Origin of the sequence: Sphingopyxis sp. H050, from assembly GCF_001468265.1 — a bacterium.
Taxonomy (GTDB): domain Bacteria; phylum Pseudomonadota; class Alphaproteobacteria; order Sphingomonadales; family Sphingomonadaceae; genus Sphingopyxis.
This window is the reverse complement of sequence record NZ_LNRZ01000001.1, coordinates 187821-204428: the sequence shown is the minus strand read 5'-3', so window position 1 is coordinate 204428 and position 16608 is coordinate 187821. Positions and strand designations below refer to the sequence as shown.

12 protein-coding genes and 1 tRNA gene are annotated in these 16608 nt (G+C 64.6%); 3 read left to right on the top strand and 10 right to left on the bottom strand.

Annotated features, from left to right (window positions below; all coding sequences use genetic code 11):
- Positions 1–27: 27 nt before the first annotated feature.
- From ATE67_RS00935 to ATE67_RS00915, 5 genes are all read right to left on the bottom strand, one after another.
- Positions 28–2073 carry a glycoside hydrolase family 97 protein gene (locus ATE67_RS00935; RefSeq protein ID WP_156416843.1) on the bottom strand — a complete coding sequence of 682 codons (2046 nt, stop codon included), beginning with the start codon at positions 2071–2073 and terminating at the stop codon, positions 28–30.
- The gene (locus tag ATE67_RS00930) at positions 2073–3716 is read right to left on the bottom strand and encodes an alpha-amylase family glycosyl hydrolase (protein WP_058814824.1); all 1644 of its coding nucleotides are present in this window, start codon (positions 3714–3716) and stop codon (positions 2073–2075) included. The genes ATE67_RS00935 and ATE67_RS00930 overlap by 1 nt, the downstream gene beginning before the upstream one ends.
- A 10-nt stretch (positions 3717–3726) precedes the next feature.
- Positions 3727–5529 (bottom strand): alpha-amylase family glycosyl hydrolase, encoded by a 1803-nt coding sequence (locus tag ATE67_RS00925; protein ID WP_058814823.1) that lies wholly within the window; start codon positions 5527–5529, stop codon positions 3727–3729.
- Positions 5526–7022 (bottom strand): tryptophan halogenase family protein, encoded by a 1497-nt coding sequence (locus ATE67_RS00920; RefSeq protein WP_058814822.1) that lies wholly within the window; start codon positions 7020–7022, stop codon positions 5526–5528. Before ATE67_RS00920 ends, ATE67_RS00925 begins: the two co-directional genes overlap by 4 nt.
- Before the next feature lie 84 nt (positions 7023–7106).
- Positions 7107–9968, bottom strand: a complete 2862-nt coding sequence (locus ATE67_RS00915) for a TonB-dependent receptor (RefSeq protein WP_058814821.1) — start codon at positions 9966–9968, stop codon at positions 7107–7109.
- A 323-nt stretch (positions 9969–10291) separates the two neighbouring features.
- Here ATE67_RS00915 and ATE67_RS00910 point away from each other — a divergent pair, with 323 nt between their 5' ends.
- The 3 genes from ATE67_RS00910 to ATE67_RS00900 all read left to right on the top strand — a co-directional run bounded on the left by ATE67_RS00910 (position 10292) and on the right by ATE67_RS00900 (position 14344).
- Positions 10292–11326: a LacI family DNA-binding transcriptional regulator gene (locus ATE67_RS00910; protein WP_058814820.1), complete on the top strand. Its 1035-nt coding sequence runs from the start codon at positions 10292–10294 to the stop codon at positions 11324–11326.
- Between the two features lie 109 nt (positions 11327–11435).
- Entirely contained in the window at positions 11436–12935 is a 1500-nt protein-coding gene (locus tag ATE67_RS00905; protein ID WP_058814819.1) for an MFS transporter, read from the top strand.
- Entirely contained in the window at positions 12932–14344 is a 1413-nt protein-coding gene (locus tag ATE67_RS00900; RefSeq protein ID WP_058814818.1) for an alpha-amylase family glycosyl hydrolase, read from the top strand. The genes ATE67_RS00905 and ATE67_RS00900 overlap by 4 nt, the downstream gene beginning before the upstream one ends.
- A gap of 93 nt (positions 14345–14437) precedes the next feature.
- On the opposite strand, the gene ATE67_RS00895 is transcribed toward ATE67_RS00900, so the two are convergent.
- From ATE67_RS00895 to infA, 5 genes are all read right to left on the bottom strand, one after another.
- Positions 14438–14513 (bottom strand) — tRNA-Phe (locus tag ATE67_RS00895).
- A 95-nt stretch (positions 14514–14608) separates the two neighbouring features.
- Positions 14609–14803, bottom strand: coding sequence for a DNA gyrase inhibitor YacG (locus tag ATE67_RS00890; protein ID WP_058814817.1), 195 nt, complete (start codon positions 14801–14803; stop codon positions 14609–14611).
- A complete protein-coding gene (locus tag ATE67_RS00885; RefSeq protein WP_058814816.1) occupies positions 14793–15770 on the bottom strand; it encodes a ribonuclease in 978 nt (325 codons plus the stop codon). The genes ATE67_RS00890 and ATE67_RS00885 overlap by 11 nt, the downstream gene beginning before the upstream one ends.
- Positions 15763–16350, bottom strand: a complete 588-nt coding sequence (locus ATE67_RS00880) for a Maf family protein (protein ID WP_082660125.1) — start codon at positions 16348–16350, stop codon at positions 15763–15765. Before ATE67_RS00880 ends, ATE67_RS00885 begins: the two co-directional genes overlap by 8 nt.
- The gene (infA, locus tag ATE67_RS00875) at positions 16347–16565 is read right to left on the bottom strand and encodes a translation initiation factor IF-1 (RefSeq protein ID WP_010162480.1); all 219 of its coding nucleotides are present in this window, start codon (positions 16563–16565) and stop codon (positions 16347–16349) included. The genes ATE67_RS00880 and infA overlap by 4 nt, the downstream gene beginning before the upstream one ends.
- Positions 16566–16608 lie beyond the last annotated feature (43 nt).

Sequence of the window (16608 nt, the reverse complement as noted above, 5' to 3'; positions counted from 1 at the left end):
CGCCGAGGGCGAGGTACGGTATGGCCGTCATCGCCCCGGATGGAGACGCATTGCCGCTCCGCCGCCCGGCGCCAGCCACAGCCGGTAGGTGTCGCCGCGTTTCACGCGGATCGTGTCATAGGCGATGCGATGCCGGGCATCGGTGAGATAGGTCGCGCCGTCGCCGTCCTTGTAGATCGTCGCGGTGTAAGTCTTGCCGGGGTCGAGGAAGTCGAACTGCAACGTCAGCGTGCGTTCGGTCGCATCGTTCACGCCGCCGACATACCAGTCGGCGCTGGCGCGGTCCTTGCGGGCAAAGATCGCATAGTCGCCGACTTCGCCGGCGATCAGCCTGCTCTCTGACCAATCGGCCGGCACCTTGGCGATAAAGTCGAGCTCGCGCGGATGCGCCTCGAGATTCTCGATAAAGTCCGCCGCCATCTGGATGGGCGAGTAGATGGCGAGATAGAGACCGAGCTGCTTCGCGAGCGTCGAGGCGAGCGGCGCCTTGTTCGCGCCTTCGAGGCTGAGCACCCCCGGCGTGAAGTCCATCGGGCCCGACAGCATGCGCGTATAGACCAAAGTCGGTTCGTGATCGGGGTCGTTTGCGAAGGCGCCCCACGCATTATACTCCATGCCGCGCGCGCCCTCGCGCGCGACCCAATTGGGGTAAGTGCGCCGCAGGCCCGTGTCCTTTACCGGCTCGTGCGGATTGACCGCGATCCGGTATTTCGCTGCGGTCTCGACGACCTTCAGATGATGCTGCACCTGCCGCTGGCCGTCGTGCCATTCCATGCGGGTCTCGCCCGGCGCGTCGCCCGGCGCAATAATTCCCCCGGCATCGGCGACATAGCCGGTCTTCACCGCCCGGACACCCAGCCGGGCGTAGAGCTTCATCGCGTCGTCGAGTTGCGCTTCGTAAACCGCGATATTGCCGCCGGTTTCGTGATGCCCGATCAGGGTCACGCCCTTCTTGCGCGCATAGTCGGTGACTCCCGCGAGGTCGAAATCGGCGGTCGGCTGAGTGAAGCTGAAGCGATCGCCATGGCCGAACCAATTGCCGTCCCAGCCCTTGTTCCACCCCTCGACAAGCACGCCGCCGAAGCCATGCTTGGCCGCAAAATCGATATATTGCTTGGTTCGCGCCGTCGTGGCGCCATGACGCGGCCCTTCCGCCCAGCTCCAGTCGCCGCGGATCATCCCCCACCAGATGCCAATATATTTCATCGGCTTGACCCAGCTCACGTCGCCGAGCTTGTTCGGCTCGTTGAGGTTCAGCTCAAGGTCGCTTTCCACCAGGCCGGCCGCGGTGTCGGCGATGCGGACCGTGCGCCACGGCGTTGCGAAAGGCAGGTCGCGCACCACACGAGGTCCCCGCGAGGACGGGGACAGCGTCGCGCGGAACTTCTGACCCTCGGCACGCTTGAACCACATGCCGGCATAGTCGACGAGCGCCGCTTCGTGGAACGAGAGATGCGTGCCGTCGTCGAGCCGCATCGTGATCGGCGTGTGGGCCGTTGCAACCGCCTCGATCGGCGTCTTTTGATAGACCTGCTCGTAACGGTTCCACTCACCGCCCGTGATCCACCAGGCCGTCCCCTTGGGCACGATGTCGAACTCGGTGAATTCATCGGCGATCCGCGCGGTCGCAAGCCCGGGCTGCGTTGGCAGTTCATAGCGAAAGCCGATGCCGTCATCGAACAGGCGGAAGCGGACGTTCATCGCATGGCCGCCCCAGCTGGCATCCTGGCGGAGCCGGACGAGCAGCTCGTTGTGCACATCGTGCACGAAGCGCCGTTCGCCCCAGGGCTGCTCCCACCGTGAACTGGCGCGGGCGCGTTCGACCGTATCGATCGCGAAACCGCGCTGCAGGCCAATGCCATCAGTCAGAATGAAGCCTAGCTTCGACGGAGCGATAAGCAACTTGCCGCGGCGTGAGATCGACCAGGTCGGACGGCCGTCGTTGTCGGTCGAAACAGTGAGGACAATGCTGCCGTCGGGCGATGCCGCGGTCTCAGCCCGCGGCGCCGCTTGCGCGAACGCAGACGCGGGCACGAGCGCCAGCAGCAGGGAGAGAGCCATGCGGACAGTCATCAGTCGGTTCCTTCGATTTGCAGCCAGAGCGCGCCGCTTGCCGGCAGCCATTGCCGGTCCGCGCCATTCAGGGCGGCGACCGGCGTGCCGACGTCGGCGTAGCGCGCGATATCGATCCGATCGCTGCCCAGGTTGAAGAGGCATCGCACCCGGTCGCCGTCGGCGACACGGTCGAACGCCAGCAGGTCGCCATCCGCCACCCAGCGCTCGTTACGACCGCGCCTGAGCGCAGGATGGGCGCGCCGCAGCGCCACGAGCTTTCGCGTCAGATGAAGCAAGGAGCCCGGATCGGCTTCCTGTCGATCAACCGCGAGCGTCCCGTGCGCCGGACCGAGCGGAAGCCAGGGATCGCCGCTCGAGAAGCCGGCATGTTGCGCCGTCGCAGTCCATGGCAGCGGGGTGCGTGCGCCGTCGCGTGACAGCGTCAGCGGCCAGTTTTTCAGCGCTTCGGGGTCCTTGACCAGCTCGAACGGAATGTCGACCTGATCGAGCCCAAGTTCCTCGCCATTGTAGATGATGATATTGCCGCGCAGCGCGCACAGCAGCGCCATCTTCATGCGCGCGAAGGACGCCGCGTCGACGCCGGGCGGGGTCCAGCGCGACACCGCGCGCGGCGCGTCGTGATTTTCGAACGCCCAGCTCGGCCACCCCGTGCCCGGCGTGTCGGGCCACTGCTCCGCCGCTTCCCGCACGAGCTGAGGCGTCAGGCGGTCAGCATAGAGAAAGTCGAAGCCATAGGCGCTGTTGAGGCGGTGCTCACCCGCGGTGAACAGCTTCATTTCGCGCACGGCGTCGTCGCCGCCGACCTCCGCCACCGTGAAGCGGTCCTGATAGCGATCGGTCAGGGCGCGGATGCGTTCGAGGAACAGCGGGATGTCGGGGTGGGACTGGTTATAGATTTTCTGCTGGAAGTCGAACGGCCGCGTCCGAACCTTGTTTGACGGCGGCGCGGGCGGGTTGTCGCGCAGGTCCGGATCGTGCATCGAAAAATTGATCGCATCGATGCGAAAGCCGTCGACGCCGCGATCGAGCCAGAAGCGCACGACGTCGAGAAGCGCATCCTGGACATCGGGGTTGTGCCCGTTGAGCTGTGGCTGCGAGCCAAGGAAATTGTGAAGATAATATTGGCCGCGCCGTGCATCCCACGTCCAGGCCGGACCGCCGAACACCGACTGCCAGTTGGTCGGGGGCGTGCCGTCGTCGCGCGGGTCAGCCCACACATACCAGTCGGCCCGCCCATTGTCGCGGCTCGCGCGGCTTTCGCCGAACCAGGCGTGGCGGTCCGAGGTATGGGCGAACACGAGATCGGTGGTCACTTTGAGACCGAGGTCATGCGCCCGCGCGACCAGCGCATCGAAATCGGCGAGCGAACCGAAGATCGGATCAACGCCGCAATAGTCGGCGATGTCGTACCCGAAGTCGTCCATCGGCGATGGATAGAAAGGGGACAGCCAGATCGCATCCACGCCGAGCGAGGCGACATAGTCCAGCCGCGCGGTGATGCCGGCGAGATCGCCGATGCCATCGCCGTTCGAATCGGCGAAGCTGCGCGGATAAATCTGATAGATAACGGCGCCGCGCCACCATTCGTCGGCGTCGGCGGACGAAACGGGATACGCGGCAAGAGTCTGGTCGGTCGTCACGTGGGTTCGCTTATTCGCTGGCACGGCAAATGATGCTGCCGAAAGCCGGGATGGAAAGGGAAAGGCTGCCCGGAGCCGACACCGCCGACGGACACACACCCAGCAACGGGGTGAGCGTGCGTGTTTTGATATCCACCGGGATGTTCGCCGACAACGGGGCTGCAGACGTGTTGAAGGCCAGAATGATTTCGCGGCCGGTTTCAGGGTCGAAGCGCGACACCGCGAGCAGGCCGGGCTTGTCAGACATCGCGCGTATTTTGGTCGCGCCCCGCATCAGCGCCGGATTGGCGCGGCGGATAGCGCTGAGCGCGGCGATGTGGCGATAGAGCGGGTGGGCGGTGTCGAAGTTCGCGTCCGCCGTCGTGGCGTCCGTCCCGATCAGGTCATTGTCGTTGTAGATCGCGACCTTCGAGGCGAACATGTCCTCGCGCGCGAGTTGATCGTTGCCGTCCGACACAAAGCCCTGTTCGTCGCCATAATAGATCGTCGGCAGTCCGCGCAGGGTCAGCATCAGGCTGTGGCCGAGCTTCAGACGCTGAAGCAGTTCGGCTTCGCTTGCCCGCGGGTTGGCCGCCCGGACGAAGGTTGCGAAGCGGCCCATGTCGTGATTGCCAAGAAAGGTTGGCAGCGTGAGAGCCGCGTTCGCCCCGCCCTTGTACAGCAGATCGCCGTCGAAAAGGCGGGCGAACTGGTCGGTCCCCTTCGTGCCGCTCACCGCGTCGATCGCCGCGCGGGCGAACGCGAAGTCGAGCACGGCCGGCAGGCCCGCAGCATGCGTGTACCAGGCGAGCGCGCCGGGATCGAGCGCGTCGATGTAGACCTCGCCGAAAATATGGAAATTGGCGATGCCGCGTGCCTTGGCGCGTGCCTGCATAGCCGGCACAAAGGCCTGCCAGAACTCGGGGTTCACATGCTTGGCGGTGTCGATCCGAAAGCCGTCGATGCCGAACTCATCGATCCAGCGACCATAGATATCGATGAATCCCTGCACGACTTTCGGATTTTCGGTGGCCAGGTCGTCGAGACCGGCGAAGTCCCCGTAAAGAGCCGATTCTCCTATCCAGTCGCTGTTGCCGCGGTTGTGATACAGCCGCGGATCGTTCAGCCACGAGGGCACCTTGGCCTTCTCCTCGCCCTTGGGAATGAACGGCGTGTAGGCGAAGGAAGGATCGACCAGCTTCGACCAATTTTCGGGATCGGGGTCATGGTCGCCCGCAAAGCCGGGGTTGATCGCCGGTCCGTCAAGGCCGCCGCGCCGCGAGAAGGGATAGTCGCCCAGACTGCGGTAGCGATAGCCGTTTGCATCGCCCTCGCGGTAGCGGATCACATCGGCGGTGTGGTTGGTGATAATGTCCATATAGACTTTCATGCCGCGCGCATGCGCCGCGTCCACGAAAGCCTTGAAGTCCGCGTTCGACCCGAAGTGCGGATCGACGCGGGTGAAGTCCGTGACCCAATAGCCATGGTATCCGGCGCTCTCGTCGCCTTTCGGCCCCTGCACCGGCTTGTTGCGAAAGACCGGTGCGAACCAGATGGCGGTCGCGCCGAGGCCTTCGATATAGTCGAGCCGTTTGATGAGCCCTGCCAGGTCGCCGCCATGATAAAAGCCCTTGGCGGCACGATCATACCCCGTCGCCAGCCGGTCACCCGCGAGGCCGCCGCGATCGTTCGCTGGATCGCCGTTCTCGAAGCGGTCGGGAAGCACGAAATAGATCACATCGTCGGTGATAGGCCGCGTGCGTGCATCGCCGGATTGCGCCGCGCAGGACAGCGGCGCGAGGAGCAGCGCCAACGACGCGAGACGGCGGATCATGCCGTAACGCCTTCCGGACGCACCGCCGAAAGGAAGCGGTCATAGCTTTGCATCTGGGCGACCTCGCGTTCGATCAGGAGCAGCTGGGCTGCAAGAAACTGCCCGAGATCCGCCGGGTCGATGCTGTCGGCGAGCGGATGCCAGCGCCGCGCTTCGACGCCTTGGCCGGCGAGAACCTGCAGCCAGCCCGACTCCGTGAACAGCTCCTCATGCTCGCGCACGATGAGCCCCTGCGCCCGGTACAATTCTAATTTTGCCGCAAGCGTGTCTGGCAGGTCCATAGCCGCGCGATCGCGCCAATAGGGCGTATCGCGGCGCGCGGTCGCGTGAAAATGGAGGATGATGAAATCGCGGATGCGCTCCCATTCGAAATCGCTCTGCCGATTGAATTCGGCCGCCACCGCCGGATCGCAGTTGCCCGCCGGCAACAGTTTGATCAGCCGCGAAATGCCCGACTGGACAAGATGAATGCTGGTCGATTCGAGCGGCTCCATAAAACCGGCCGCCAGACCGAGCGCCACCACGTTGCGGTTCCACATCCGGCGGCGCTTGCCACTGGTGAAGCGCAGGCGATTGGGCTCGGCCTGCGAGGGCCCATCGAGGCCGGCAAGCAAGGTCGCGAGCGCGTCCTCGTCCGAGAGGTGCGCCGAGGAATAGACATAGCCGTTCCCGATCCGGTGCTGCAACGGGATCCGCCATTGCCAACCGGCGTCGCGGGCGGTCGCGGTCGTCCAGGGCTGCTGCGCTACGGCGCCGTGCGCGCAGGGAACGGCGATGGCGCGGTCGTTGATCAGCCAGTGCGACCAATCGTCGTAGCCGGTCCCGAGCGCCTCTTCGATCAGCAGGCCCCGAAACCCAGAACAGTCGATGAAAAAATCGCCGTCGAGCGTGCGACCATCGTCGAGTGTCACCCCGGTCACATCCCCGCTTCCGCCATCCAGCTTCACGTCGGCGATCTTGCCCTCGATCCGCTCGACCCCGCTCGCCTCCGCGCGGCGGCGGAGAAAGGCCGCGTAAAGCCCGGCGTCGAAATGATAGGCGTAGGGCATTTCAAGAAGGTGCGGCGAGGTCCGCGGCGCGCCGCGCTGCATGCGCAGGGCACGCGCGGCCTGTTCGTTGAGCGAATAGGCGCCGAGCGGGGCCGCGATGCCCGCCGCCCGGCCGCGAAGCCAATAATGGTGAAATTCGAGCAGCCCGAGTCCGCGTCCCACGGCCCCGAACGCATGCATATAGCGCTCACCGCGGCCGCCCCAGTCGGCGAATTCGATGCCGAGCTTGATCGTGCCGCGCGTCGCGGCGAGAAACGCCTCCTCGTCGATGCCGAGCGCCTCGTTGAACAGGCGGATCTGCGGGATCGTCGCTTCGCCGACACCCACGGTTCCGATGGCATCGGATTCGACGAGCCGAACCGACCATTGCCGAGGCAGGAACCGGCGCAGGCAAGCAGCCGCCATCCAGCCTGCCGTGCCTCCGCCGATGATGATCAACCGCATGGCGATCCTTTGATCAGTGCTGCGCCCGCGGCGCAACAAGATGATGGGGGCGGCGCGACCCTGCCGCCCCCATCAAGGGAGGGATCAGAATTTGAACGAGGCACCCGCGAGGAAGCGGCGGCCATAGGTTTGATAATCGATGACCGCCCGGGCATCGCGCGGATCGTCGGTGACGAAGGGTTCGTCGGTGAGGTTCTGGCCCTGGACGAAGATCGACAGGCCTTCCAGCGCGCTGCCCGGCTGGAAATCATAGCCGATCTGGGCATCGATGATCATCTCGGGGCGCGCACGCCGCCGGACGCGAGCCCCGCCGAAGCCCGACACTTCGCCGATGAAGCTTGAGCGGTAGCGGGCGCTGACACGCGAGTTGAAGCCCCATTTTTCGAAATAGGCGGTCCCATTCGCGACCCACTTCGAATAGCCCGGAATATCCTCCGCCGGCGCGCCGGGCGTGGGTGCGATCTTGGTCTTGGTATAGGACGCGCCGCCGGTCACACCGAACCCGTCGAGCGCCGAGACGATCTCGCCGAACGGCAGCGTGCCGGCAAGTTCGACGCCATAGAGCTTTCCGCCCTTGCCGTTGATGGGCGCGTTGACCGTGCCCATATAGTTGACGATGATGGGCAATCCGTTGCCGTCGTTCCCCGGTGCCTGGATCGGATAGCCGGTGAAGTCGAACGGAGTCTCTTGGTTGTAAATGTAGCTTTTCAGATCCTTGTAGAACAGCTGCACCGCAAGATAGCCCCTCGATCCGAAATATTTCTCGAACGTCAGGTCGGCGGCGTTGGCGCGCCACGGGCGGAGGTCGGGATTGCCCGCGCTGCCTGCGCCGGCGCGGACGACGGCGCAGGTGCGGCCCGTCGGACAGACCATGTTGCCCGGATCGCCGACCGTCGTGCCATAGCTCAACGTGGCTTTTAGGTCGTCGAGGCGCGGACGGATGATTTCGCGCGCCACGCTGGCGCGGATCACGAAATCGCTCGCGGTGCGCAGCGACAGGTTCAGGCTGGGCAGCACGTCGATATAATCGGTGCTCTCGCGGCGCGGGATGCCGACGATGTTCGGCGACCCGTTGGGATTGGTTCCCGCGAAGGAGGCCGTCGCACCGTTGGAATTCTGGTCGGTAAAGATCGCCTGGACGCCGAAATTGCCGGTGAGGACCGACGATCCCATCTCATGGTCGATATTCGCCTGGAGATAGGTGGTCATCAGCTTTTCGGAGACGTCATAGGCCTTGACCACCACATCGCCATAGGGATTCGGCACCAGCTGGTAGATACCGCCCGCGAGCAGGTCGCGCGGATCATAGCTGACCACCGGACCGAGCCCGAGGTACGACAGGTTGGTCGTGCCGAGGCGATATTGGTCGGGGATCGGCACGCTCGTCAGCCCGTCGATGTTGGCGACGAGGCCGACGAAGGCTTCATCCGGGGTCAGGCTCTTTTTGCGATCGGTATAATTGACCCCGAACTGCACCGAGCGCAGGAAGCCCTCCAGCTCGCGTTCGATTTCGACGCGATATTGCCAGAGCTCGTCCTTGATGATGCGGTTGTTGTAATAGCCGTCCTGGCCGCCGCGGATCCGGCGCCCGTCGACCCCCGTCTGATCCCCGCCCCAACCCAAGGGGCTGGTCAGCTGGATCAGGTTATAGTCGCCATAGTTGAGGGTGGGGCTGAAGATGGTCCCGTTGCGGTCGCTGGTGAAACCGATAGTGTCGGTCGCGCCGACGTCGGCGCCGCGCCCGGTGCCGGCATTGCTTTCGAAGATCAGTTCGTTGCGGTCGGTTTTCGACATGCTGATGTCGGCCGTGACATTCCAGCCGTCGTCGCCTTCCCAGCGGTTGTTCCAACCGAAGCTGTAGAGCTTTGCATTGCGCTCGAACACGTCGTTGCGCACGACGCCCTCGACGTTCGAGAAGCGGCCGGCGCGCGCAAACACGAACTGACCGCTCGAATCGATATCGGTGATCGTCAGCTTGGTGGCGTTGGGGCTGGCGGGATCATTGTTGACGTCGAAGCCCAGCGGCAGCTCGATGCCGCGCTTGATCTGGTCGTCCTTGAAGTCCGAATAGAAGGCGTCGAACGTCGAAGTGAAATTGGGCGTCGGGCGCCATTGCACCGTTCCCTGAAGGCCGAGGCGCGTTAGCTGGGTCGAGGTCGCATAGCTTTTCGAGCCCCCGATCACCACCGGGCTCGCAGCGGTGCCGCCGCCGGCATAGCCCCAGGCGTTGAATTCCTGGATCTGGTAGGGTTCGTCGACATAGGAAGCCGAAAGCGCCACACCGAGCGTGTCGTTGGCGAACTGATCAACGAAGACGCCGCTCACGCGGTAGCCATATTTCTTCGAGCCTGCGTTGAGCTTGCCAAGATCGGCCCAGGTCCCGCGCGCGCCGATCGAGATGGCGCGCTTGCCATAGTCGAGCGGGCGAATGGTGCGCAGGTCGACGGTTCCCGAAAGCCCCTGTCCGACGATCGAGGCCATCGGCGTCTTGTAGACAAGGACCTGGTTCACGACCTCGGAGGGATATTGGTCATATTCGACGGCCCGATTGTCGCCGGTCGAGGTTTGCTCGCGGCCGTTGAGCAACGTCGTCGAAAAATCCGGCGCAAAGCCGCGGATCGAAATCGAGTTCGAACGGCCCGAGACGCGCTGCGAGGTCAGGCCGGGCAGGCGCGCGATCGATTCCGCGATCGATGCGTCGGGCAGCTTGCCGATGTCTTCGGCCGAAATCGATTCGACCACCTGGTCGCGTGTTTTCTTGGCGTTGACCGCGCTCTGCAGACTGGCCGAATAGCCGGTCACGACGATATCACCCTCGCCGCTCGCCTCGTCGGCTGGCGCGGCGGTTTCGTCCTGCGCCATCGCGGCGGCGGGTATGAAGGCGATCGACGCAAGGCCCAGTGCGAGAACGCTGGCACCGCGGCTAAGATTGGTCGGCTTGATCATTGTGGACTCCCCTGGTTGCGACGGGTGGTCTCACCACACGGACGGCAAAGGGGGCGGCGACATCGCCGCGCGGCATCCTTCCCGGCACGTGGGTTTTCCCATCTGCAGCTTCGCAATTGAGCCCAATCGCAGCGAACGACCATAGGGTATACGTATACGCATATTATGCAGGGTGGGCGCCTGTCGCCCAAAAACCACAGCACCGGCACGGGCTCGCGCCCTTGATACAAACCGCGTGCAAATGATTTGCGCCGACCATAGCAATCGCTAGTCTGGAGCATGTAGGCGGCCGGCGCACGGGCCGCCACGACAGGGAGACGATGATGGGGCGCCAGCCCTCCGCCAAGCCGACCAGCTTCGACATCGCGTATCTGGCCGGCGTCTCCCAGCCGACGGTGTCGCGGGCGCTGCGCGGCAGCAAATCGGTAAGTGCCGCGACGCGCGCCAACATCGAACGCATCGCGCATGAGCTCAACTACACCGTCGACAAGAATGCCTCCAGCCTGCGCTCGCAGCGCACGCACACGCTCGCGCTCCTTTTCTTCGAGGATCCGACCCCCGACGAATCGATGATCAACCCCTTCTTCCTCTCGATGCTGGGGTCGATCACGCGCGAGTGCGCGCTGCGCGGTTATGACCTGCTGATCAGTTTCCAGCAAATGCACAACGACTGGCATGTCGCCTATCAGGACAGTCACCGATCGGACGGGATCATCCTCCTCGGCTATGGCGACTACCAGCTCTATCGCGCCAAGCTCGAGCATCTCGTCGAGATGGACACCAAATTCGTCCGTTGGGGATCGGTCGCCGACGACAATATCGGGCTGACGGTCGGATCGGACAACGTCGGCGCCGGGGTCCAGGCCGGCGATCATCTTATCGAGATCGGCAGGAGGCGGATCGCGTTCCTCGGCGATGCGTCGGACCACGCGCCAGAGTTCAAGGACCGCTACACGGGCCTGTGCAAAGCGATGGCGGCGGTGGGGCTCAAGATCGATCCGCGATTGCAGCGCGACGCCGTTTCGTCGGAGAGCTCGGGTTACGCCGCGACGCGCGCGCTCTTGGAGCAGGGCGTGCCTTTCGATGCAGTCTTCGCCGCCAGCGATCTCATCGCGATCGGCGCGATGCGAGCGCTGACCGAAGCGGGCGTTTCGCTGCCAGGCCAGGTTGCGATGATCGGTTTCGACGACATTCCGGCGGCCAGCCTGACGGCGCCGACCCTGACGACGGTGATGCAGGATATCAAGGGCGCGGGCGCCCTGCTCGTCGATGCGCTGCTCCGCCGGATCGACGGTCAACCCGCCGAGCGCTCGATCCTGCCCACACGCCTGATCCGCAGGCAGAGCACGTCGGTCTGAGCCTTACGTATTCGTATACCTGCCTTTCGCCCGCTTGCTCTTGCGGGGGTCTGCTGCAAGATCGCGGCGCAGAAAGAGCCGCCCGTGCGGCCGTGCGGGGAGAGACGACATGGAGAAGCCTCGGCAAAGCCGCGCCGGACTTTGGAACATCAGCTTCGGCTTCTTCGGCATCCAGATCGGCTTCGCGCTTCAGAACGCCAACATGAGCCGCATCTTTCAGTCGCTCGGCGAAGATATCGAGAAACTGCCTGGGCTGTGGGTGGCGGCCCCGCTTACCGGGCTGCTGGTACAACCGATCATCGGCCATTTGAGCGACCGCACCTGGCTGGGCCGCCTCGGACGTCGCCGGCCCTATTTCCTTGCCGGCGCCATTATGGCCGCCATCGCCCTGTTCATCATGCCGCAAAGCCCGGCCATCTGGTTCGCCGCGACGATGCTCTGGATACTCGATGCCTCGCTCAACATTTCGATGGAGCCGTTTCGCGCCTTCGTCGGCGACATGCTTCGAAAGGACCAGCATAGTGTCGGATACGCCGTGCAGACCGCCTTCATCGGCGCCGGCGCCGTGGTCGGCTCGCTCTTTCCGTCGCTGATGGACGCCATGGGCGTCGCCAATGTCGCACCGCCGGGGGAGATTCCCGATACCGTCCGCTACGCTTTCTGGTTTGGCGGCGTTGCGCTTTTCGTTTCCGTCCTTTGGACCGTTATCACGACGCGCGAATATGATCCCGCGGAGATGGGGCGCTTCGCGGCTTCGCCGGCCGAAGCCGTGCCAACCGTGCGAGCCCTTGCGTCGCGAAACTATCGCGCCTGCTTCGCCTGGCTAGCTGCCGGACTGGCCGTCATGGCGATCCAGCAGCAGTTTTCCTTGCTTCGCGAAGTTCTGCTCCTAGGCGCGCTGCTCATTGCTTATGGTCTTGCCAGCCTGATCGCCATCGGCCTCGCGCGCCGCGGCAACGAGACCAACATGCTGTCGAGCATCGTCGGGGATTTCTCTGGCATGCCGCCGATCATGAAGCGGCTCGCCCTCGTCCAGTTCTTCAGCTGGTCGGCGCTGTTCATCATGTGGATCAACACCACGCCCATCGTCGCCCAATATCATTTCGGGACGACCGATGCGGCGAGCGCCACCTATCAGACCGCCGCCAACTGGGTCGGCACCCTCTTCGCCGTCTACAATGGCGTGGCCGCCGTCGCGGCGCTCACCCTCCTGCCCTGGCTGTCCAAGCGCATCGGGCAGGCGCGCACGCACATCGCCGGCCTGATATGCGGCGCCCTCGGCTATGGCAGCTTTTTCCTGCTGCGCGACCCCACGCATCTCATTGCGAGCGAGGTCCTCATCGGCATTTTCTGGGCATCGGTTCTCGCGATGCCCTATGCGATCCTCGCCTCCAGCCTGCCGCAGGGAAAGCTCGGCATCTACATGGGCCTCTTCAATATCTTCGTGGTCGTGCCGCAGTTGCTTGTCGCGACGGTCATGGGCTCGATCATGGAGGCCTTTTTTCCCGGGGCGCCGATCTACACCATGGCGTTCGCGTCGGGCACCTTGCTGCTCGCGGCGGCTGCCATGACGCGGGTGACGCCGCTCACTGACGGGGCCGCCCGATGATGCCCCGGCTCGCCCGCCCCGCCCGCCTTGCCGCCCTCGCGGCCGTCGCGACTTGCGTCTGCGTCGCCCCCTCCGCCGCTCAGCAGTCGGCGCCACTCTATAACTGGAAGGCGCCCGACATCGCGCCGCTGCAGCATCCCGACTGGAGCCGCGATGCCATTCTCTATCAGCTCAACACGCGGCAGTTCACCCGCGAAGGAACGTTTCGGGCCGCCGAAAAGCAGCTTCCGCGCCTGAAAAAGCTCGGCGTCGATATCATCTGGCTGATGCCGATCCACCCGATCGGCGAGAAGAACCGCAAGGGCAGTCTCGGCTCGCCCTATTCGGTGAAAGACTATTACGCGGTCAATCCCGAGCTTGGTTCGCTCGATGATTTCAAGGGCTTCGTGAAGGCGGCGCACGCCCAGGACATGAAGGTGATCATCGACTGGGTCGCCAACCACAGCGCCTGGGACAACCGGCTCGCGACCGAGCACCCTGACTGGTACGAGAAGGACTGGAAAGGCGATTTCAGACCGACCCCGTGGTGGGACTGGTCGGACATCATCGACTTTGACTGGTCGAAGGAAGGCGTCCGGGCCCATGTCGGCGAGGCGATGCTCTACTGGGTGCGCGAGACCGATATCGATGGCTTCCGGGCCGACGTCGCGGGCTATGTCCCGCTCGACTTCTGGATCACCGTTCGCGCGCGTCTGGAGGCTATCAAGCCTGTCTTCATGCTGGCCGAATGGAAAACGCCCGAGATGCACAAGGCCTTCGACGCGACCTACGCCTGGGAATGGCACAACAGCGTTCGCGACATCGCGAAGGGCAAGGCCGATGCGACCGCGCTATACGGCTATTACGCCGAAAATGAGAGCGCCTGGCCCGCATCGGCGATGCGGATGGGCTATGTCGAAAATCACGACAGCAACGCCTGGGATGGATCGCAATATGAGGTTTTCGGCGACGCATTGCCGGCCATGATGGCGCTCAGCTTCACCCACGAGGGCCTTCCGATGGTCTATAACGGACAGGAAGCCTGCAACGCAAAACGACTGGCCTTCTTCGAACGCGATCCGATCGATTGGAACGCGCGGCCCGACTGCAAGCTCGGGGCCCTACTTGCCAACCTTGCCGCCTTCCGCAAGGCCAATCCGGCCCTCTCCAACGCGCCATGGGGCGGCCGCATGACCAAGCTCGACAATGACAACGCCGCGCAGCTTTTCAGCTGGGTTCGGCAGGTTGGCGGCAACAAGGTGGTGGGGCTTTTCAACCTTTCCCCTCGGCCGCTGCGCGCGACGCTGACGTCGAAACTCGGGGAGGGCGACTATATCGAATTCGGCACGGGCGCGCGCCGTACAATCGGCGCGCGCGAACCGATCGAGCTGCCACCATGGGGATTTTCGCTATACGCGGCCGCACGATAGCCAGCCCGACTGCGAGCGGCATGGCGCTGGACTGCGCGCTTTTCACGAACTCACTAATCGCCCATGCCAAATCGACCGCTATCCGAGAAATAGTGGTGCCCGGGGACGGGATCGAACCGCCGACACTGCGATTTTCAGTCGCATGCTCTACCAACTGAGCTACCCGGGCAGGGCCGCTGCGGCATCGGGGCCGCGCTGGCGAGCGGCGGCTATAGGCAGGGCTTTTCATCCTGTCCAGTGGCTTTGTTGCGCTATTTCGACGCCTCAACTCTCGCCGAATCCGCCATCGTCGGCGCCGGTGTCGGGGCCTTCGTGCGCGGGCACGCGATAGCCTTCGTCGAACCATTGATTGAGGTCGCGGTCGCGGCAGCCGCGGCTGCAAAAGGGCCGGTATTCCTGCGCGCGCAGTTTGCCGCAGAGCGGACATTTGGTAGGCCTGACGACGGCTTCACTGGGCATGACCCACTCCCTTCACGTCTGTATCGGCAACCACTTCAGAAGGACGGCCGGTACGCCTTTGCAGTTCGGCGATCCAGTCCGGATGCGCGCGAATATGGTCAGCGACGGCCGGTCGCGCCACCAATCGCAGCAGCCCGGCGCCGACCGCCCGCTCGGCCTGCCGCAGCAGCAGCGCTGCGTCGGTCGCGACGGGATCAAATCGTACCTGCTCGATCAGCGACGGACGCGACCGGCGCCGAATGATCTGCATCAATCCGAAGCCGTTGATCGCAGTGCGCTCGAACGGTTGCGGCAACAGCGCGTCGATCAGCGCATCGATCGCGTGGCGCCCGGCCCGGCCCGGCAGCGACGGAAAGTCGATCGCGATCGATCCACCGATGTCGCAGCAGCGGATGACCTCCACCGCGGCCGTCGCGCCTGCCTTGGAAAGCGCCAGCGCGTCCCCCTCACCGTCGATGTCGATCAGCGTCATCGCAGGCGTCGTATCGACCCACAGCGCGCCGCCGGAGAAAGGCCAATGGCCAACGCGAACCCGGTCAATCAATTCGGACCAGCCAAGCTCTTCCAGGCGATCGGGTCCGGTCGGCCCCAGGTCCACGACAAGCAACCCGCTCATCGCGACGCGCGCCCGCAAATCGGGGCCTTCGCCAAGCGGCGCCTCCGTCATGCGCGCGCGCGCCGGCTTGTCGCGGCCGCGTTCGCGCAGCGCCATGCGGGTGATCTCGACGGTCAAGCTGGACCCGACCGAGATCGATTGCGCCACGCCGGCGATGGTCGCGACCGGCTGCCCGGGCAGATCAAGCGCGACCAGCGCGACCTTGCCCGCCTCGACCAGCCGCCCCGCCACGACCGCGCCGACGCGCGGCCCCTCGCCGTCGCGCTCGATCTGCGCCTCCACGATGCGGCCGTTCTGGACCAGCGCGGCGCGGCATTCGCCGATGCCCGCCTCATAGAGCCACTCAGCCAAGCGGCACTCCGGCGCTGCTCAGCAGAGTGCGGGTCTCGAAGAGCGGTAGCCCGACGACGTTCGAGTGGCTGCCCGACAGGAAGCGCACGAAAACCTCTGCTTTGCCCTGGATCGCATAGCCGCCAGCCTTGCCCATCCCCTCGCCACTGGCGATATACCAGTCGATCTCTGCCGCGCTCAGCGCTTTGAACGCGACGATCGTATCGACGACGCGGATGCGGGGTTTGCCGTCGGCGCCGATCACGCAGACGCCCGACCAGACATGGTGCCGCCGCCCCGAGAGCAGACCCAGCATGCGGCGCAAGTCCGCTTCGTCGGCAGGCTTTTCGAGGATGCGGCGCCCGACGGCGACAGTCGTATCGCCCGCCAGCACGACCTCATCCGGCGCGCGCTCGACGGCGAGCGCTTTGCTCTCGGCCAACCGCGCGACATAGGCGCGCGGCAGTTCGCCCTTCAGCGGCGTTTCGTCGATTTCAGGGGCGGCGATGCGCGTCGGCGTCAGGCCGATCCGCGCCAGCAATTCGCGCCGGCGCGGTGAGGTGGAAGCAAGCACCAGCACGGGCGATACCGCGCCGCTCACTTGAAGCGATAGGTGATCCGACCCTTGGTCAGGTCATAGGGGGTAAGCTCGACGAGCACTTCGTCGCCGACCAGGACGCGGATGCGGTTCTTGCGCATCTTGCCGGCCGTGTGGCCCAGAATCTCGTGGTCGTTTTCCAGCTTCACGCGGAACATCGCGTTGGGGAGCAGTTCGACCACCTGGCCGCGCATTTCCAGAAGTTCTTCTTTCGCCATCAATCCTCTATGGGCTCGAAATATTCGGATGCGCGCCCATAAC